At 41.6% G+C, this 20,762-nt stretch carries 15 protein-coding genes, 2 pseudogenes and 1 riboswitch; of the genes and pseudogenes, 16 read left to right on the forward strand and 1 reads right to left on the reverse strand.

Annotated features, from left to right (window positions below):
• Positions 1 to 783: 783 nt before the first annotated feature.
• The 9 genes and pseudogenes from FU659_RS23095 (at position 784) to FU659_RS23140 (ending at position 12,779) form a co-directional block, all read left to right on the forward strand.
• Complete coding sequence (locus tag FU659_RS23095; protein ID WP_147949711.1) at positions 784 to 1,116, forward strand: hypothetical protein; 333 nt, start codon at positions 784 to 786, stop codon at positions 1,114 to 1,116.
• 55 nt (positions 1,117 to 1,171) lie between these two features.
• Entirely contained in the window at positions 1,172 to 1,627 is a 456-nt protein-coding gene (locus FU659_RS23100) for a DinB family protein (RefSeq protein ID WP_147949712.1), read from the forward strand.
• 468 nt (positions 1,628 to 2,095) lie between these two features.
• Positions 2,096 to 2,665, forward strand: coding sequence for an SF0329 family protein (locus FU659_RS23105; protein ID WP_147949713.1), 570 nt, complete (start codon positions 2,096 to 2,098; stop codon positions 2,663 to 2,665).
• Positions 2,666 to 2,842: 177 nt separating this feature from the next.
• Positions 2,843 to 4,495 carry a hypothetical protein gene (locus tag FU659_RS23110; RefSeq protein ID WP_147949714.1) on the forward strand — a complete coding sequence of 551 codons (1,653 nt, stop codon included), beginning with the start codon at positions 2,843 to 2,845 and terminating at the stop codon, positions 4,493 to 4,495.
• Between the two features lie 372 nt (positions 4,496 to 4,867).
• A complete protein-coding gene (locus FU659_RS23115; RefSeq protein ID WP_147949715.1) occupies positions 4,868 to 6,346 on the forward strand; it encodes a spore germination protein in 1,479 nt (492 codons plus the stop codon).
• Positions 6,347 to 6,432: 86 nt separating this feature from the next.
• Positions 6,433 to 7,469: pseudogene (locus tag FU659_RS37475) on the forward strand (GerAB/ArcD/ProY family transporter).
• Positions 7,456 to 8,658, forward strand: a complete 1,203-nt coding sequence (locus tag FU659_RS23130; protein ID WP_147949718.1) for a Ger(x)C family spore germination protein — start codon at positions 7,456 to 7,458, stop codon at positions 8,656 to 8,658. The pseudogene FU659_RS37475 and the gene FU659_RS23130 overlap by 14 nt, the downstream one beginning before the upstream one ends.
• 272 nt (positions 8,659 to 8,930) lie before the next feature.
• Positions 8,931 to 9,104, forward strand: a riboswitch (M-box (ykoK) riboswitch).
• 343 nt (positions 9,105 to 9,447) lie between these two features.
• Positions 9,448 to 12,088 (forward strand): annotated as a pseudogene (mgtA, locus tag FU659_RS23135) (magnesium-translocating P-type ATPase).
• A 34-nt stretch (positions 12,089 to 12,122) separates the two neighbouring features.
• A complete protein-coding gene (locus FU659_RS23140) occupies positions 12,123 to 12,779 on the forward strand; it encodes an MgtC/SapB family protein (RefSeq protein ID WP_147949745.1) in 657 nt (218 codons plus the stop codon).
• 50 nt (positions 12,780 to 12,829) lie between these two features.
• Here the strand turns inward: FU659_RS23140 and FU659_RS23145 are convergent, their stop codons facing one another.
• Entirely contained in the window at positions 12,830 to 13,486 is a 657-nt protein-coding gene (locus tag FU659_RS23145; RefSeq protein ID WP_147949719.1) for a DUF1232 domain-containing protein, read from the reverse strand.
• Between the two features lie 121 nt (positions 13,487 to 13,607).
• On the opposite strand from FU659_RS23145, the gene ytaF reads away from it, so the two are divergent.
• The 7 genes from ytaF to FU659_RS23180 all read left to right on the forward strand — a co-directional run bounded on the left by ytaF (position 13,608) and on the right by FU659_RS23180 (position 20,702).
• Positions 13,608 to 14,249, forward strand: coding sequence for a sporulation membrane protein YtaF (gene ytaF, locus FU659_RS23150; RefSeq protein ID WP_147949720.1), 642 nt, complete (start codon positions 13,608 to 13,610; stop codon positions 14,247 to 14,249).
• A gap of 220 nt (positions 14,250 to 14,469) precedes the next feature.
• On the forward strand, positions 14,470 to 15,174 hold the full coding sequence (locus FU659_RS23155) for a response regulator transcription factor (protein WP_147949721.1): 705 nt from the start codon (positions 14,470 to 14,472) through the stop codon (positions 15,172 to 15,174).
• Between the two features lie 84 nt (positions 15,175 to 15,258).
• On the forward strand, positions 15,259 to 16,578 hold the full coding sequence (locus FU659_RS23160) for a sensor histidine kinase (protein ID WP_261807986.1): 1,320 nt from the start codon (positions 15,259 to 15,261) through the stop codon (positions 16,576 to 16,578).
• 73 nt (positions 16,579 to 16,651) lie between these two features.
• Positions 16,652 to 17,203, forward strand: a complete 552-nt coding sequence (locus FU659_RS23165) for a hypothetical protein (RefSeq protein ID WP_147949722.1) — start codon at positions 16,652 to 16,654, stop codon at positions 17,201 to 17,203.
• A 135-nt stretch (positions 17,204 to 17,338) separates the two neighbouring features.
• Positions 17,339 to 18,463, forward strand: a complete 1,125-nt coding sequence (ftsW, locus tag FU659_RS23170; protein ID WP_147949723.1) for a putative lipid II flippase FtsW — start codon at positions 17,339 to 17,341, stop codon at positions 18,461 to 18,463.
• Positions 18,464 to 18,528: 65 nt separating this feature from the next.
• Entirely contained in the window at positions 18,529 to 19,866 is a 1,338-nt protein-coding gene (gene mgtE, locus FU659_RS23175; RefSeq protein WP_147949724.1) for a magnesium transporter, read from the forward strand.
• A gap of 14 nt (positions 19,867 to 19,880) precedes the next feature.
• Positions 19,881 to 20,702 (forward strand): undecaprenyl-diphosphate phosphatase, encoded by an 822-nt coding sequence (locus FU659_RS23180; protein ID WP_147949725.1) that lies wholly within the window; start codon positions 19,881 to 19,883, stop codon positions 20,700 to 20,702.
• The last annotated feature ends 60 nt before the right edge of the window (positions 20,703 to 20,762 follow it).

Raw genomic sequence — 20,762 nt, forward strand, 5'->3', positions numbered from 1 at the left:
TGTAGCTCTGCATTTGGTTTTAAGTAGAATCCACTACTCATTCTAACCAAAAGCAACCTACGTTAGGCGAATGAGGGCCGCCTCGTTCATTATGACTAAAGGGGAACTATAGTTCATAAAGACATGAATGCAGCCGTCCAGATGGAGCGGCTGCTTTTTCGTTGACGAACGGGCAGGATAGCTTGGTTATTTAACGAATATTAATTCAAGTAAACGGATAGTTTACGGAGTTCGTTTATAAGAAGTTTAATGAAAGAGCGGCATGAGCAAATAATTTCAAAGAAAGGTGTTCAATGAAAGTATTTTTAAGTATCACTCAAACCATATATTTGATTTCATTACCGTTTTGGTTTTTAGTTTGGGGATTATCATTCATGGCGTTTGATAATGGGATCTCTCTATGGGGAATTATTTGTGTGGTTGTAATAAGTCTGTACCCTGTTGCTGTAATAGTTTGTTCAATTTTATCTTGGATATTTAAATCAAAGAATAAATCGCGATTAGCAGTTATCTTATGCTTGATTCCTTCGTTATGGATTTTTAGTGGTATTCTATTAGTATTGATTTATTGAAATTACCCTAATGGAGTATGGATAGCTGAATCTTGGTTACCAATCTGCACCCGTTTGGGTTCACTCCGCTAACGGTGAACGAGAGTTCAATAGCAACATGAAGAGGCAGCCAGCCCGTGGATTGGTTGCCTTTTCTCAAGTAACGGGCAGGATAGTTCGAAATCAATGTTGAACTATTGAAGAATGAAGTGCATGAATAAGAGGTGTGAATATGAGGTTTGAACTTATTGATTTAAACGGTGTAACCGTTATATCTTTGCCCGCAGGTTCCGATTTGTTAGAAGCTTTTATTGGGACAAATCTTCAAGATAAAGATGAAAATGGTGTCTGGCTAATCGACTCAATAAACGAAGTATTAAATGGGAAAGTAGAAAATTCAACTCTCGGCGATGTAAAATACTTTGTAATCCAGCTTAATAATACATCTGTGAAGATTATCGACTCATATTCTGATAATGAAGCCTATTGCGAGTTGCCAACAATAACATTTAAAAACATCATTGTAAATTGGCTTAAACAAAAGGATAATTACTACATTGATTAAGCTAACGATAACAGTAGGTTCAAGTAATCGATGAGACGAAGAGGGGGAAACCGAAATGAAGACGATCAAGCGCATGATGGACCACCTGTACTGGGCAGACGGACGCATATTGGACGCGCTCGAGGAGAGTGAGACGAAGAACAAGGACCTTCTGAAGCTGGTTCGGCACGTCGCGGTCGCGGAACGAGTCTGGCTGTCCCGATTGCAGGGCAAGGGCAGCGCGCAATATTCGTTGTGGGAGGAAGCGGAAGACCTGACGGCGCTCCGGACGATGTTCGAAGAGAACGCCGAGCAATATCGCGTCTATATCGAAGAGCTCGAGGAATCCGAGTTGGACGAGATGGTCGACTATGCGAACCAGAGCGGGGTTCCGTTCCGAACGTCCGTACGGGACATCCTGTCGCAGGTCCTCTTACATGGGCAATATCACCGAGGACAGATCAACCGGGTACTTCGGATCGAATCGGCAGAGCCCGTCCAAGTCGATTACATCACGTTCGCGAGGCTCTAACGGGGCCTCATAATCACCATCACTCGGAATGGGATTGGCATTGACCTAACGGCGAACGATAGTTCAATAAACAGCGGCAGTCTAGGACTTTATTTTCAGTCCATGGCTGCCGCTGTTTATTTTATTAGGGTCAGTCTAATACTAATGTAATTCGTAAGGACGCGTGTGATCAACTCATCCAGTCAAATACTTTATTTTCTTTCAACACCAACTTAGGCAGTTTCGATGCACCCCATAAAGGGTTTTATGGAATAGACGTGGCAAACCCGCTACTATAGGAGTAGGATGTTGATGGTAAGAGCCCCGACCTCAACTTGTGCTAGCAAGTAAGTGGGGGAGGTTCACTATGATCGAAGTGTTGGTTATTGTATTATGGATAATAGAACGACTTGCCTCAATAGGATATAGAAGCCTTTATGGGATTCAAGGTGTTAGATGGCAAGTTCACTCGTTAAATAGGAGGATTACATGGCCTGGAGCAAATTGAAGCAACTTTTGGAGAGCTTTCTCTGTCCTGCGCTATATGGAAGGTTAGAATACCGCGCAACTAGCTACCGTTATTTACCTGATAAAGCAGGACTTTGTTATATTGCGGTAGATAAAAAGAACATACTCAGTATGAGTGATATAACTACCTTAATCAGATGGTATCATACGGAGCTGGAAATAAAGAATGATCCAGATATCCAAATTCCTATCAACAATGAAGAAATTGAAGCTGTCAGAAAAGATACCAAGGGGATAGTTCCGGAGGATCGTCTCAAAGTAATTGCAAGAAATAGAAAAATATCAGAATATGCAAAGGAGCTTTTATCAGAACAGTCAGCATTAAGTAAATCCAATTTTATTGTTGTAGCAAATAAGTTTTTATCTATTTCTATAGAGGAAAGCCTAGAGAGCAATGATATCTTATTGAATATTTTAGCTTTGGTTGACAGAAGAGTTGGAAAAAAGCGAATTTTAAACATGACCGAGAAGATGAAGTTAAAGCATCCAATTGTGCAGTATTTTTATGAGCTACGGCTTAGCACGTTATGAAAGTTAATAAACCCTTAAAATAGTCCCATACAATAAACTACTGTCCCTACTACATAGAAACGAGTGAATAAAAAAACAAAAAAATCCGGATATGATAAATGAAGATACAGAAAATGGGAAAACAAAGGAACTTTTTGCTCCAGCATATCGTCTAAATGAGCAGAAAGGAGTGGGCAGATGAAAAGAAAATGGAAGCTCGTTTTAACAGGATGCTCTGCAGCAGCAAGTCTAATGATCGCATGTAGCTCTTCTGCAGCTAAGCCAGACCAATCCAATCCTACACTTATAACTGTTGTGAAGGATACCCCATTTTATGCCCATGCGGCGGAAGAAGCACCAACAGGTGTATTGGGTTATTTTCAAACACTAAAGGTCAAGGAAATATTAGTTGATAGTACGACGATTTGGTACAAAGTGGATACATGGTTAGGTGAACAATGGATTCCCAAAATCGCAGGTACAGTCATAGAAGGGGAAATTGATTCTGTAGATGTCACCATGCACACGCTAAGAATTGAAGCGATTCGCGACACTCCTTTGTTGGATGGATGGCAAACGCCGTTTATTTCTCCCCAGGAGATCTATATTACTGGGCGATATCATGATTGGTACCGTATTCAATCCGCAGACGGGATGCCGAAGTGGCTTGATGCGCCTTTATTGCTGGAAGAAATTCACGAGGAACCTGCCGACTTCGATATGCTGTTGACCCGGAAGGAACAGTTGTATGAAACCCCTTATCTTAAAAAAGCGCCGATTGCTCTTGCTCCGCAAACCGTACATGTCCTAGCCACGTGGGATACCGGAAAAGACGGGTATCGCTTCCATGAAATTGTTTGGTACAAAATCCAAACCGATCAAGGACCAAGATGGGTGCTGCCAACGGACGAACGGGTCGACGTCAAGCCAGTCCAAGAATCCATAACGCTCCCTACAGGTGGCTACTCTTCATCCGCGCCAGAGACGGAAAATGATTTGAATTGGCTCGATCCGGGTACGGTTCTGACAGCTTCGGCGCGCTGGAATGACTGGTTTCAAGTGCAGATCGGCTCTACCGGTATGGCTTGGGTCAACCCAGGGCTGTCACTGAAGAAGCGGCCGCTTGGAACTGTGGCTTCAAACGAACTACTGCATCTGACAGAGGATACAGCTGTCTATAGGTATCCAAGTCCTGATGCCATCGCTCATCCGAAAGGCTACTATTCCCCGCAACAGGTAAAGAGCATCGCTATGTGGTCGGGGGACGACATGCTCAATTGGTATTTATTCCACGGCTTTGACGGAGACCTATGGGTTCCGCAGCCTCGGAATGCTTCCAACCGATCGTTAATTGGCAGCTGGAGCCTCTTTCGGTCAGACCCTCCCGCGAAGGGGACCCATGGAGTGTCCTTTGATGTAAATCTGTCGAAATATTCCCAGCGTCATGGTTACGAGCCCGAGGAAGGAGTGTTGTTCAATTTGCGTGTCCGAAGCACCTCGGTAACTCTCACGCATCCGTTTGAGTTTGATATGCAAATCTTTAGGCTCAAGGATGATTCGGAAGAAGCCTTGAAGCATCCGGAACAGAAAGAGATCATGTGGACTCGAAAGCTGCCGTCTCTCTCAGTCGCGTCTCTTGAACGTACGAATCTCCAGTCCTTATTTATTGAATGGGATCAGAAAGACGCTGAGGGGAAGCCCGCTCCTTCGGGTGAGTATGCCGCGCGAATCATTCCGACTCCCGTTCATTACATACTAGGTGGAGAGAGCGAAGAAAGAACCATGACAAAAGAAGAAATGCAGGCAGCAGTCAGCGATCCAGAGATTTTTGCAATTTTGCCGAAGGAATGATGTACACAACGCACATCGTCCCATCTTTCCGGTCGAGAACCTTGTCGAAGCAACAACAGCTATCCGAGATACGATAGACGCAGTAATTATATAAAAGGTTGTGGTGCCTCAATGGGTGCCATAACCTTTTTATATTTAGCAGATATTCTGCAGATCGGAAATCTTGGTTAATAACTTTTGGCTATTTTGGAATAATAATCATTAGAACATCTTGTTAGGCTGAAAGGAATTTGGATGTGTGGCACAAAGTAATGATTTATTTTCCGAGATTAGATATATGGATTGGAGCCTTATGTTCCTTTGCAATTCCTTTTGGTATTTCTAAGATTAATAATTGGCTGCAGGGTAGTGGGAGGAGGGGGAAGTAAAGCGATGGCGGCTAATTGGAGTGAAAATCTGGAAGATAATCTGCAATTGATGCGAGAGATGTTAGGGCACAGTCCCGATGTTATTTTCCGAACTTTCAGAATAACTAGCTATCAGTGGAAGGTAGCCGTTGTGTGTTTGGATGGTTTAGTCGATAAAGCGGCTCTTAACGAACAAGTGATTAAACCACTCATGTTGGCCAAAGACTTTCCCGATCCGAATTCGGAGGTTACAGAGGAACAAATAAAAAATGCCATCGCAGATTCGGTTATTTGGATTGCCGAAATAAATGAGGTTCCATGCTTGAATGATTGCGTTCTTCAGATCATGGAGGGGAATACCGCATTATTTATAGATGGCGTTACGGATGTCATCATCCTTGGTACGGCTGAATGGAATGGCCGCGCAATCGAAGAGCCTCTATCCGAAGCTACGGTACGGGGATCTAGGGAAGGGTTTGTCGAGAACATCCGCAACAATACGGCACTTATTCGCCGCCGCATCAAAGACCCGAATTTTTCGATGATCAATTATAAGATCGGTCGACGATCAAAAACAAATGTATCCCTTATGTACATTAAGGGACTGACTAACGAAGAATTGCTACTGAAGGTGAAAAGCAGAATCGAGCGGATCGATATCGATGAGATTCCTGAATCAGGATATATCGAACAATTGATCGAAGATAGTTATCTATCGCCATTTCCGCAGATGCAAAATACAGAGCGTCCTGACCGGGTAGCAAGCGCTCTGCTGGAAGGACGAGTAGCTTTATTAATCGACGGTACTCCTTTTGCATTGATTATTCCCGTTACGTTTTCTATGCTGTTGACTTCGTCGGAGGATTACTATGAAAGATGGCTGCCCTCTTCATTAATTCGGATTTTGCGGTATGGGGCGGCGTTTATCGCGTTATTTCTTCCCGCTCTTTATATTGCTTTAATTTCCTACAATCATGGATTAATTCCGACGAAATTCGTGATATCCATCGCAGCAGGACGAGAGGGAGTTCCCTTTCCATCTATTATTGAAGCGTTGATTATGGAAATTACACTTGAAATTCTAAGGGAAGCTGGACTTCGTCTCCCGAAACCTATTGGACAAACCGTTGGTATAGTTGGTGGTTTGGTCATTGGGCAGGCTGCCGTTCAAGCAGCAATCGTAAGCCCGATCATGGTCATTGTAGTCGCTCTAACGGCGATATCCTCCTTTGCTCTTCCACAATATGCAGGAGGGATTGCGATAAGGATGCTCCGATTTGCGATGATGTTAGCGGCAGCTGTACTTGGACTCTACGGAATGATGCTGCTGCTTATTGTCATGACGGTCCATTTAGTAAAGTTGAAAAGCTTTGGGGTTGATTACATGGAACCTATAGTTCCTATAAAAATAAATAATTGGAAAGATTTACTCATGAGAATGCCGCTCAACATGATGAAACGACGCCCTGAGATGAACAAACCCCAAGACCGTACACGACAGTAGAGAGCAAATGGGAGAAAAGCATCATGAAGATAAATCCTAGAGACAAACTTACATCCACACAAACATTCATGATTGTATCCAAAAGTATGATAGGATCAGGAATCCTCATTCTTCCGCAAGGGGTAGCCAAAGACGTTGGAACTCCTGATGGCTGGATCTCCGTTATCATTAGCGGCGTTATCGCCTTACTCATCGGGTATGTAATCATTAAATTAAGTCAACGCTTTCCCAAATTGACCTTTTTTCAATTTAGTCAATTAATAGCAGGGAAATATGTAGGTATTCTCCATGGAATCATCTTTGTGCTTTATGTCACGCTCTCTTCCGGGTACCTTCTGCGTGTGATGGGAGAAGTTATCCGTATGTATTTGTTGGATAGCACCCCTATAGAAGTGATCATGATTGCTTTCCTGAGTGTTGCAGCCTATCTGACATTGGCAGGAATAAACCCTATAGCTCGTCTGAATGAACTTTTTTTTCCTGTTTTCATTATATCTTGGTAGCGCTTATTGTGCTCAGTTTAAAAGACTTTGAATTTGATAATATAAGACCGGTGCTGGGAGATGGCGTTGTACCGGTACTGAAAGGGATCAAGACCTCTTTTATAGCGTATAGTGGTTTTGAAATCATGCTCATTTTTACGGCCTTTATGAAAGAACCGCAGAAGGCTGTAAAATCGATGATGTTAGGAATCAGTGTGGTCATTATTTTATATACGTTGGTCGTCCTGATTTCATTTGGCACGCTGACCGTTGAAGAAGTGAAGACGGTGACATGGCCGACGATGACAGTAGCCAAAAACATAGAATTACCTGGAGAGTTTTTCGAACGGTTCGAGTCCCTGTTTTCTGTTCTGTGGGTATTGTCGATGTATACGGCTTTTGTGCCTTTTCAATATGTGGCCAGTTTCGGGCTAGGTCAAGTGTTGAAAAAGGATTATCGAATCTTTGTTTATGCGACGCTTCCCGTTATTTATATAGTTGCCATCTATCCGAGAGATTTGAATAGTGTGTTTAAACTAGGGGATTTCATCGGGTATTTAGCCCTTTTTACCATCATCATCATGCCATTAATTTTTTGGGTGATCCTTATGCTAAGGGGGAAGAGTGTTGAAAGCAGCTAGAGGGATCTGCATGTTGTCCTGTATGATTCTCCTTTTTCCTATCACGGGATGTTGGGATCGAGTTGAAATTGAGGATGTAGGGATTGTCCTTGGAATTGGATTCGACAAGCCTTCTGAGGATATGAAAGAGCCAAGTCAAACAATGGCAGTCCAACCGATTCAAGGAAAGAACAAGCGGATTTCTATGATGCATCACTTTGCTATTCCCAAGCACTTCGCTGCAAAGGAAGGTGGACTTGCTTTAAATAATTATATCAATATTGTCAGTGAGGGAGATGCTGTTTTTGATAACATAAATCGATTGTCATCGAGGCTATCGCGTATTCCTAGCTATGAGCATCTAAGAATTATTGTGATTAGCGGTGAGCTGGCCAAGACATTTGATTTGCAAAATATGATTAATTTCTTATTGCGTAATACAGAAACGAGAAGAACCATTCGAGTCATGATTTCGGAGGGTAAAACCAGCGATATTTTTCAAAAGAAAGGAATTGACTCTAATCCCGCCTTGAAATTAAGAGGGATGGCTGAAGAATTTCATAAGACTTTACTTATACCGCCTCTTTTAGAATTAGGGGATATGTCAGAAAATCTGACTGGTAAAAAGAGTTTTATCATTCAACGTGTAGTCACTTTTGGAAAGGAAAACAAACTTGCCGGAGCCGCCGTCATAAAAGGAGATCAAGGAAGAATGATAGGTTGGATCGGAGAGAAGGAGGTTGTTGGTTTGAACTGGCTGAAGGGAGGAAACAAACAAACAGGTATCACGAAAGGTGTGGATCCAAAAAGCGGTGAGAGGATCGTCTATGAAGTTAGAACGATAAAAAGTACCATCGTGCCAAAAGTCGAGGCAGAGCAAATTTCTTTTGAAGTCAACATTCAAACAGAAGGAAGACTAAGGGAAGATTGGGCATATCCCGGAAATGCTCTAGAAGAAAGCTTTGTAAAAAGAGCGGAGCAAGCAACTGAAGTATCTATTAAGAAATCAGTTGAAACAGCTCTTGCTAAAACACAAAAAGAATATAAAGTAGATGTCATTAATTTTGGGAAGAAACTGGAAATTAAGTATCCGAAAGTTTGGAAACAAATAAAGGACGATTGGGATACGACATTTAGCATGCTGCCTATAAAAGTAAATGTAAAGGTGAAAATTATTGAGTTCGGAATTCGAGGAACCAAAAAGGGGTAATGGCAGTGAAGTGGCGGAATTGACGGGTATCCTCGACAGCTTCGGGGATGTGCTCCAGATAGGTTCGGGAACACACAGGTTCACTTATTAGGTAGAATTAGACGTCAAAAGAATATGGATATTTGTAACCTATATAACAAAAGGGAAGTAGTGTATGCTCGGGAATATGTCAAGGTATCCTTATGTGAAAACATGAAATTACTGCTAAATCAAAATATTTTTTTCTGTCTATTGACAATTTCAAATTGAAGGAGTACTATTCGAAAGTAATCATATGTCCTCGTTAGGTGAGGCTCCTATACAAATACAGGCCACTGCCCGGAAACATCGAAAGATGCCAATGGGTAGAACAGGGATTGCCGGATTAAGGCTTTTCATAAGGTGGCTAAGAGACTATGTAGTCTCTTTACGTTGTATAGTGCCAAAACTCGACTAGGGGGAATATCGAATGTTTTTTTGTGCGCATTCATTCAACCCTCTAGTATCTGTCTAGAGGGTTTTTCATTTTATTTTGAAAAGGGGGAAACATCCACATGGACAGTTGTCCGAGTTGTAAAACTTATCATCATCAACACCATGCAATGAGGGAGAACCGTGTTCTCTTCGCTCTCGAATGTTCCCCATACGTATATGCTAGGCTGTCAGTACCACTTGGGCAGGTCTATTTAAGCATGCGTATTTGATGTGCGAGCGAATGAGATCACGATAAAACGGTCAGCTCTCCCTGATGCTAGGGAGAGCTTTTTTTGTGTGTTATATTGGCTTTATTTTGAATTGGAGGAAATTATTATGAACAAACAAAAAACAAACTTTGAAGTATTAAATAAAGAAATTGCAGAGCGACTCATCCATGCATCCAGATGTCAAGTGGATGATTTGATGGAAGATCTGTCGAGCAACGTTCAAGGACTTACGGAAGCTGAGTCCCTTGTCAGACTAAACCTTTATGGGAAAAATCAAATTGCGCATGAAAAACCTCCTGCATGGTTCATTCAACTGCTCGGATGCTTTAAGAATCCGTTCATCCTTATCCTGCTTGGTTTAGATATTTTTTCGTATTTTACAGATGATATGGAAGCTGTAATGATTATCAGCACGATGGTTTCAATCAGCGTCCTGATTACCTTTACTCAGGAATTTCGTTCCATTCGGACGGCGGAAAAGCTCAAAGCCATGGTTAAAACAACGGTAGCCGTAACTCGTCAATCCGTAAGAAAAGAAATGGATTTGGAGCTGTTAGTACCCGGTGATGTGATCCACCTCTCAGCGGGGGACTTAGTTCCAGCGGATGTAAGATTACTTTCATCCAAAGATCTTTTCGTTGCGGAAGCCTCCTTAACCGGGGAAGCGTTGCCTGTTGAAAAACAGGACACGATGCAGCGAGGTATCGGGAGAATATCGAAAGATAAACAACGTTTATCGATGAACGCCTTGGAACTTAATAATATGTGTTATATGGGAACCAATATTATTAGCGGTACGGCAACGGCAGTTGTCATTTCAACAGGAGTTTCCACGTATTTTGGTTCCATGGCCAAGACGCTGTTAGGCAAGCGGCCGATGACTAGTTTTGATAAAGGAGTTAATAGCGTAACCTTCGTCATCATTCGTTTCATGTTCGTTATGGTTCCGATTATTTTTTTCATAAATGGTTTTACAAAGGGAGATTGGGTAGAAGCCTTTTTCTTCGGTCTATCGGTCGCAGTCGGCTTGACGCCGGAAATGCTGCCAGTCATTGTTACGGCAAACTTAGCTAAAGGTGCGGCTGCAATGGCTCGTAACAAAGTGGTCGTAAAAAAACTCAATGCCATTCAAAACTTTGGTGCAATGGATATTTTATGCACAGACAAAACAGGAACATTGACACAAGATAAAATCATCCTCGAGAAACACTTGGATATATATGGAAACGATGATGAAGAGGTATTGGAATACGCCTATTTGAACAGCTATCATCAAACAGGATTAAAAAATTTGTTGGATGTCGCGGTATTGGAGCGCGCTGAACTAACGGATATGTTGGGAGCTCAAAAAAACTTTACCAAAATAGATGAAATACCTTTTGATTTTAATCGCAGGCGGATGTCAGTCATATTAGAGAAACACACGAAAGAACACATTCTCATTTGTAAAGGTGCAATGGAAGAAATAGTTAGCAATTGTTCGTATGCGCTGGATAACGGAAAAGTTGTCCCTCTTACAACGGACATGATACAAAAAGTGAATCAACTTATCCATGAGTTGAATAACGATGGGTTGCGAGTCATTGCTGTTGCCATTAAAAATTTGGATTCAAAGGATGAGGAGTACGGTGTAAAAGACGAGAGCAATATGATCCTTGTTGGCTACATCGGCTTCCTAGATCCTCCTAAAGAGAGCGCTGCTACTGCCATTAAGGTCTTGAAAGAAAATGGGGTAGCTGTGAAAGTACTAACGGGTGATAATGCAGCAGTTACTCGTAAAGTTTGTAAGGATGTGGGGATTGAAGTGGGTGAAATTGTTCTGGGAGCTGATATTGATCACCTCTCGAATGAACAATTAGCGAATTTAGCTGAACATACGATCGTATTTGCTAAATTAAACCCACTGCAAAAGGCAAGGATCGTTCGAGCACTGCAAAGCAAGGGGCATACCGTAGGATTTATGGGGGATGGGATTAATGATGCAGCTTCTTTGAAAGATGCGGATGTAGGTATTTCTGTGGATACGGCTGTCGATATCGCGAAGGAATCAGCAGATATTATTTTGCTGGAAAAAAGCTTAATGATACTGGAAGAAGGAGTCATTGAAGGGCGTAAAACATTTGGGAACATCATCAAATATATTAAAATGACGGCAAGTTCCAACTTCGGCAACATGTTCAGTGTATTGGGCGCAAGTGCTTTCTTGCCTTTCCTGCCGATGCTTCCTATTCATCTGCTTATCCAAAATCTATTTTATGATATTTCGCAATTTATCGCTTCCTTGGGACAACATGGATAAAGAATTTTTGGCTAAACCGCAAAAATGGGACGCTAAGTCTGTCGGTAGATTTATGATTTTTATTGGTCCCATTAGCTCTATTTTCGATTATGTAACTTATTTTGTGATGTATTATATTTTTTCCGCCAACCATGTGGGGGAACAATCCCTGTTCCAATCTGGGTGGTTTATCGAAGGATTATTATCACAAACGTTAATTGTGCATATGATTCGAACGGAGAAAATCCCGTTTATTCAAAGCAAAGCGAGCTTGCCTGTGATTTTGTTGACGAGCGTCATTATGCTGGCAGGCATCTATATCCCTTTTTCGGCGTTTGGCGAAAGTATTGGTTTACAGCCGCTGCCAATGAGCTATTTCCCTTGGTTGGTAGGTATACTGCTTAGCTATTGCGTATTAACGCAAACGATCAAAAAATGGTATATCCGTAAGTTTAACGAATGGCTGTAGAAATTAAATAAAGCAGGTGATACAGATGACTACTATGGAAATGATAATGAAATTAAGTCTTGCTTTACTATTCGGATTACTGATAGGCATCGATCGACAAATCAAACAAAAGCAGCTCGGGATTAGACCTAGTATGGTCATCTGTATCATTAGTTGTTTGATTACAATCGTTTCTATCGAAGCTTTTGGTAAATTTGCCGGGTCCTCACATCCTAACATGGATCCGATGAGATTAGCCGCACAGATCGTTAGTGGAGTTGGTTTTATAGGGGCAGGAGTGATTCTAAGAAGAAGCAACGAAGTCATATCCGGTCTAACCTCCGCAGCGCTAATATGGTCGGCATCCGGTTTAGGCATTGCGATCGGGGCTGGCTTCTACACGGAAGCTTTTTGCGCAGTCGTGCTGCTTATTCTGGCCGTAAATCTGGTTCCTTATGCCATTAAATCCATTGGGCCTACCACTCTAAATAGATACGATGTTGCAGTGAAAATTGTTTTGGAGCCTAATCTTCGTTTGACTGAACTTATCAAGGCGATAGAGCGGAAGGATCAAGAAGTGGGTGCTAATGAAGGTCCATTCAAAATCCGACATATGAAACTTAAGGATTTGGACAATGACAGACAATTGCTGGATATCACCCTTTCGGTACCAGAAAAACAATATACAACAGAAATTTACTATTATATTTAAAAAATTGACCATGTTTTAACCGTATCGGTTGAACACTTATAAATAAATGATCAAGCCATATCTTCAGACTGCTTTAGACGATCAAGTACCAATTGCACAGCAATGGCATCGTCCAAATAGCCAAGCGGAAAAACGTAATCGGGAATGATATCAGCGGACATAACAAAATAAAGAAGTGCGCTTCCAAGTAGTGCACGTCTTTCTGATGTAATGTCATTTTCGCAAAATTGAAGATACATTTGCTTAAGCCTATCAATGAAAGGTCCGGCTCCATTGACACTTGCAAATTTAGTAGGGAAGTCATCGATAATGATTTGCTTTCCTTCTTCCGTTAAGGCATATTGCTCATATTTGCTCAGTTCTTTCTGAACGAGTTCGGCTGTAAACTGATGATCGATGAAATTGGAAGACTGCAGAATTTTTTGCACACTACTTATGGATGTGTAAATATCCGATTGCCTTTCGTCTTGTGGCACACTGATATCGAATCCTGCTGCTTGAAATAATTGTGCGGTTGGAACTCCGAGGTGAAGGGCAAAGGTCTCCAAATGATGGAGTCTTGCCTTTTGTTTCCCACTGATGATTCGAGAAATGGTAGCCGTATCAATCCCCGTAAGTGAACTTAGTTTCCGCATGGAGAAGGAACGCGACTTTAATAAAGAGGTTAAAGTCACTCCGAGTGTTTCATTAATTTTGGATTCAGACATCCTATGGTTTCACCCCTTTTGGCCTGTGTTGAAATAATCTCAACACTTTTTATTTGGAAAAGCACTTTTTTGCTGCATCATCAATACTCTGACTGTATACAGTATGGAGGAGTGAAACAAAATGACAACATGGCTTTTGATCCTAGGATTTGCGGTATCTTCAAGTTTGGATAATTTAGGTGTAGGTATCTCTTATGGTATTCGTGGTACGCGGATTGGTTTTTCTTCAAATGTCGTTATCGCCATTATTTGTTTTCTTTTCAGCATGATCGGGATTTTCTCCGGAACATGGCTTTCCAAGGTTCTGCCTGGCATTTATCCTGTCTTGGTAGGTGCGTTTCTATTGATTATTATTGGTATTCGCATTATTTTATTAGCAATGCCGCGAAAGAAACAACATGTACCGCCAGAAGCGGATCAGAATCAAACCGATGCGACTGACGTGAAGTCAATTCTCAAGAATCCTGAAATGGCGGATAGGGATAAATCGGGAGATATTGGTTTAGGTGAGGCCTGCATTCTAGGGGTAGCGCTCTCTGCTAATGCAATTACGAATGGCCTAGGTGCAGGCTTACTTGGATTATCGCCTCTAGCTATATCCATAACCGCCGCTGTCGGTAGTTTCATTACGGTATGGCTCGGTGTTGTTCTAGGTGGAAAAGTAGCGGGGATTCGTATTGGTTCTTTCACAGTTGGTCAATTCGGGACCATTCTTAGTGGCATTATGCTGTTGTTAATTGCAAGCAATTCATTGTTCGGTTGATGCTTTGCTGCTCATGCACGTATCCTATATTTTACGTAAGGGGTTGTATTTTATGACATAAATGAAAGTAGTCCATAAGGATTTTGTAGCGATTTACAAGGAAATAGGTTGTGATATTATAAATATACAGAGTTGGATATCTGACTTCCCAAAGCTCTCGTTTTATATAGAGAGTTTTTTTGTTTTAGAATTGAATTTATCTGGTTTCAGGGAGGCACACATGGAAAATTTATTTCGAAACGAAGTACTTATTGTGGAGGACGATGACAATATTAGACGGTTTGTTGCGATTAATTTAGAAAGATCCGGATTCAAAGTTACTGAGGCTGCTTTGGGAGGGCTTGGATTAGAACTTATTTCGATATGTCGGCCTGATGTTGTTGTTCTGGACATTATGCTGCCTGATATGGATGGGTTTGAATTTTGTGAGGAGTTAAGAAAAATCGATCCTGACATTGTGATTGTTTTTCTGACTGCGCGCGCGCAAGATTTGGACAAGATTAGGGGACTTGAGCTTGGTGCTGATGATTATATTGTTAAACCGTTTAATCCGTTAGAACTCGTAGCCAGAATCAGAACGGTATTGCGACGCACCCATAAGGTGACCGATTCACAAAGAAAAACACTTCAATCTGGTTCAATCCGCCTAGATCTAGATGCCAATAAGTTATTTAAATATGATGTCTTTATTGAATTAACGCCTAAGGAATATCAAATGATCAAGACATTTTTGGAAAACCCCGATAAAGCTTTATCCAGGAATGATCTATTGAACCTTATTTGGGGAGAAGATTTTGTAGGGGATACCAAAACTGTAGATGTCCATGTTCGAAAACTTCGGGAAAAGATTGAAGATGATGGATCCAAACCGAAGTTGATCGAGACCGTATGGGGATTGGGATACCGCTGGAGAAAAGAGGTTTGAACGGTTGAGTATTCAAAAAAGATTAGTAGGAAGTTATCTCGTTGTCATTATCATTACGGTTACCATTTGGAGTTTTTCCTGATTATGTTGGTGAACTATTATTATTTTCATAATGTTGAACGCATATTGACGAATCAAGCGGAGCTTTCTGCTTCTTTTTTTCATCAATATGCCACTGACGAAGATATCGAGAAGCAATCAGAACGGCTTCTGAGTGGATTTTCACATAATTCAGCTGCACAGGTCCAGATCATCCATGCATCTGGTCAGCTTCTTCAGGACTCAACCGGACTTCCTGCTGGTGAGAGGATGAACCAATATCCGGATGTACAAGAGGCGTGTATGGGGAAAATAGGCATTTGGAAAGGATATGAACCAAATTCCAAAGAAGCCCTATTAGCGGTAGCTTATCCGTTGCAAACCAAGCAAAATACGGTTGGTGTTGTTAGGTTTGTTACGTCTTTAACGGAAACGGAGAAAACGGTTAATCAAGTTTCCGCCATCTTTATTGCTGTCGGACTTTTGGTTATTGCCATAGTTGCCGTTCTCGGTATCCTCCTATCCAGGACTATCACTAGCTCAATTACTGAACTAAAATTAGCAGCTGAAAAAATGGCTGAAGGGGATTTCTCCGTCAGAGCTAATAAGCACTATCGGGACGAGCTAGGCGCGTTGGCAGATACATTAAATACAATGGCAGCAAAAATACTGAAAAACGAACAGATCAAAAACGATTTTATATCATCGGTTTCTCATGAACTTCGTACGCCGCTAACGTCTATAAAAGGTTGGGTTGTTACCTTAGCTTCGACTGAGGAAAAGGATAAGAACCTGTTAAAGGACGGACTTGAAATTATCGATACTGAAACCGATAGGCTAACCCACATGGTAGATGAACTGCTTGACTTTGCTAAATTGGATAACGGTCGAATAGCCTTATTGCCTACGTCCGTTCATCTTAAAAGCTTGCTTTTACATATTGGCAAACAGCTTGCTCCCAGAGCTGCTCGACAGCAGATTTTATTGGATGTACATGCTGATGATTCACTTCCTGTCATCCAAGCTGATGAAAATCGGCTCAAACAAGTATTCATTAACCTGTTAGACAACTCATTGAAATTTACCGGGCCCAATGGACGCATTAACATGTATGCCCATGCGGAGCAGCATCAGGTCATCATCACCGTTGAGGATACGGGTTCGGGAATCGATGAGCAGGACTTAGCAAATGTATGCCAAAAGTTCTACAAAGGAAACATCCATGCTGCCGGAAGCGGTCTGGGCTTATCGATCTCGGAACAAATCATCAAACTACATCACGGGGAGCTAAAAATACACAGTAAGGTGGGAAGAGGAACGAAAGTGGAAATCTTTCTTCCAATAAAAGGAGATAATTATTTTTAACTATTTCATAACCTTTTATTTTCCTTAAAAATATAAAATAGAACAGTACAAAGACATGCAAGGAGCAAAAAAAATGTTGAACAAATGGATTTGTACAGGGCTCATTGTAACTTCATTATTATGGATCAATGGGTGTGAAATGCCTTCTACCCCGATGGATTTAATTAAATCGCCCTCCTCCGATGTGAATGACAAAGGGGAGGATTTCAACACCGTCCTCCGAGCATTGCTTCCTGACGGGGCCAGGCTATTAGGATCGGACCACGGGAACAAAGGAAAAAGCATATCATTCGGAGATGTGGATGGCGACGGGATCGATGAGGCAATGGTTGTTTATGAAGAGAACCTTACGAAAGACAAGATTCTTAAGGCAGCATTGTTGAAGCAGCATAATGAAGAATGGCAAATTATTTGGGATACGAAGGGCTTCGGTTATGGTTTAGACTACGCAGGCCTTACGGATGTTACGAATGACGGTCGTCCTGAGATCATTCTGGGATGGTCATTGGGCGCGGGAGAAAATGGACTGGATATATATGAATGGCAGAATAATTCATTAAAACTATGGACTAAGAAATGGTATCAAGGACATCTTGATTTGGATAAAATCATCCATACAATGTGAGTGGATATGGAGAGCGAGCCTTCGGGCTAGTCATGCTGATGGTAAGCAAAGGCTCTCTCTTACGAGAGAGCCTATTTGTGCTGGGAACGCAAATATAGATGAACTAGACACTTTGTTATGAAGGAGTTTCATGATTTGACTAGTAAAATTAAGGGCCGTCCAGATTTTCTTCTGCTGTTTGTTGCTGTTTTATTGGTCGGCTTTGGCCTTGTCATGATATTTAGTGCCAGTTCAGCAAAAGCTATTCATTCCCATGAAAGCAGCTGGTTTTACGTGTCCAAACAAGGCCTATTTGCAGGGATTGGACTCATTATAATGCTCACATTTATGAACCTGCCCTTTACAATTTGGAAAAAAACAGGGCCGCTTCTCATGCTCTTCTCGTTGTTATTGCTATTTCTGGTTTTACTTGTAGGTACGAACATTAATGGGGCAAAAAGATGGTTTGTAGTGGGTGGGCTCAACATACAACCGGCTGAATTCACAAAACTATCCATCATCGTGTATTTATCGGCTTTGATCAGCAAAAAAGGAGAGGAGATCCGATCATTCAAAAAAGGATTGTCTCCCTTGCTGGTCATGGTTGGTTTGATTCTTATGCTTGTCATGATGCAGCCAGATTTTGGTACTGTGCTAATCTTAGCATTTATTGCAGGTACGATCATTACAATCGGCGGTGTTGATTTGCGCCATTTGTTAATGCTCGGTGTAGGACTTGTACCGGTTTTTATTTACCTTGCCATAAGTCAAAGCTATCGGCTCAAAAGGATCCATTCTTTTTTAAATCCATTCGATAACGAATCCGATTCAGGGTACCAGCTTATTCAGTCCCTATATGCTTTAGGACACGGTGGCCTCACGGGAACTGGATTAGGACGAAGCGTTCAGAAGCTTTTTTATTTGCCGGAAGCACATACGGATTTTATTTTTGCCGTTATTGGAGAGGAATTAGGACTTCTCGGAACAACTTTGTTTTTCATTGTATTCTTTGTATTTTTCTGGCGAGGATTTACTGCGGCTATGCAATGTGCGGATCCATTTGGCATGCTGCTTGGAATGGGGTTGATATCCATGATCGGCATTCAATTCCTATTAAACTTAGGGGCAGTAACTGGCAGTCTACCCGTCACCGGGGTCCCGCTTCCTTTTACCAGTTACGGCGGATCGTCCTTGATTCTTTGCATGGCAAGCGTTGGAATTTTATTAAGCATTTCTCGGGATAATAATCGAAGGCGTAAGGAAAGCGCAGCTAATCAATAATGATCCCCCAAGTTGCTGCATCCATTATTCCGTTTGCTACATTTTAACCGAAGGAGTATACCTGCATGATTGAGCTCGAAGAATTAAAAAGTAAAATCATCGAATCCGATGAAGACTCCCTCATCGCGTATGTAGAATTGTTCAGACCCTTTGATTTGGCGAAATGCGTTGAAAAACTCGACAAGACGGAACAATTCAAACTGATGGGGGTATTGCCTCCTGATTTATCTGCTGAGATATTGGAGTATCTAGAGCCTTTAATGCAATACCGCATTCTTTATCATTTAGAAGAGACCATGACTTCACAGGTTCTAAACAAGATGTCAAGTGACGTAGTAGCTGATATGATGCTGGCTATACATCGTTATCAAGCTGAAAAGCTCCTTAATCATCTTCCTTCGGATTATCGACAAAAGGTTCAAACGTTAATGACCTTTCCCGAGCACACCGCGGGCAGTTTAGCCACGGTCGATTATATTGCAGCTCGCAGCGCCTGGACCATTGAGCAGACCCTACAACATATCCGTAAAATCGGACATGATGCAGAAATCACTTCCTATGTGTATGTGACTGGCAATAAAGGGGAGCTTCTGGGTGTAGTCTCATTGAAGGAACTCATTCTAAATGATCCTAAAACGGAGATATCCAAAATTGTAACGAAAGATGTTATTTATGTACTTGCTACAATGGAACAAGAAGAAGCCGCGGAGCTGCTATCTCGATACGATTTGGTTGCACTTCCCGTTATCGATGCTCAAAACCGATTAATCGGCGTTATCATGGTCGATGACTTGATCGATGTCATTCATGAAGAAGCAACGGAAGATATTCAGAAGTTAGGCGGAAGCCAACCACTAACAGATACGTATTTCAAATCGTCTGTATTTCAGCTTTATAGAAAACGAATCATTTGGTTATTGGTGTTATTTGTGGCAGAAGCCTATACGGGTACGGTTCTAAGACACTACGAGGAAACACTGTCAGAAGTCATTGCTCTGGCATTCTTTATACCATTACTGATTGGAACAGGAGGGAACACAGGGACACAAACAGTATCTACGCTTGTACGGGCACTGGCAGTTGGTGAAGTACAATTCCGCGACATTCTAAAAGTAGTAAGAAAAGAAGTAACGACAGGTCTCATGACAGGTGCTTCCATTTCATTAATCGCATGTGCACGAGCTTGGTTTCTTGGTGTTGATTGGAACATAGGGCTTGTTGTTGGCATCACGTCAATGACTATTGTTATTTGGGCATCCTTTGTTGCAGCCATATTACCATTAATTTTACATAAGTTAAAAGCAGACCCTGCCGTCATTTCAGGTCCATTTATTACCACATTAGTAGATGGTACAGGGCTCATCATCTATTTCACGATTGCCAAAATCATACTTCATTTATAGGAGAGTAACCGATCATGGATTTTATTCAAACCGTCATTTTCGCCATTATTCAAGGAATTACTGAACTGTTTCCCGTAAGTAGTGTAGCGCATGGTGTATTAACACCCTATGTCTTTCATTGGAACTTAGATCCAGAATTCCTCAAGGAGCATTTTTTGCCTTATGTGGTCATGCTGCATCTAGGTACGGCTATAGCACTGCTGCTTTTTTTCAGCAAGGATTGGGTGAATATGTTGCGTTCCCTCTTCTCTGGAGGACCTTCACAGTCCAAAAAAATTCTTATACTTGTTATTGCAGGAACTATACCTGCAGGATTGATAGGTGTACTATTCGAAAAAACACTTAGGCATCTTTTCAGCAGTGTGACCAGTGCCGCTATTTTTCTTGTCGTCAATGGACTCCTGTTGTACTTTGGAGAAAAAGCTACTGGTAAGGGGAATAAAGAGGTTGAAGATTTAAAAATCGGACAAGCGTTAGTTATCGGCTTGTTTCAATCGTTAGCCTTGGTTCCTGGTTTTTCAAGATCGGGGGCCAGTATGATTGCCGGTTTTTGGATGGGACTCAAACATGAAGCTGCTGCTCGTTTTTCCATGCTTTTAGCTACACCGGTTATTGTAGGTGCTAGTATCTTGGAAGTTCCCAAATTGCGCACGGGTATGAATGGGCTATTGAGTATGTCCTTAATTGGTGGTGTATTGTCAGGCATATTTGCTTTGATTGCCGTATGGGCACTTATGAAATGGTTCAAAAAGCATGACTTTCAGGCTATGAAGCCTTTTGCTTATTATTGTTGGATCGTCGGCGCAATCATTCTCTTTTCCATCTATGTGTTATAATTGAACTTAAAGTATATATGGAAAGCCGACATCATGAGATGTCGGCTTTCTGTTTGAATC

Origin of the sequence: Paenibacillus sp. N3.4 (assembly GCF_008017805.1) — a bacterium.
Lineage (GTDB): Bacteria > Bacillota > Bacilli > Paenibacillales > NBRC-103111 > Paenibacillus_E.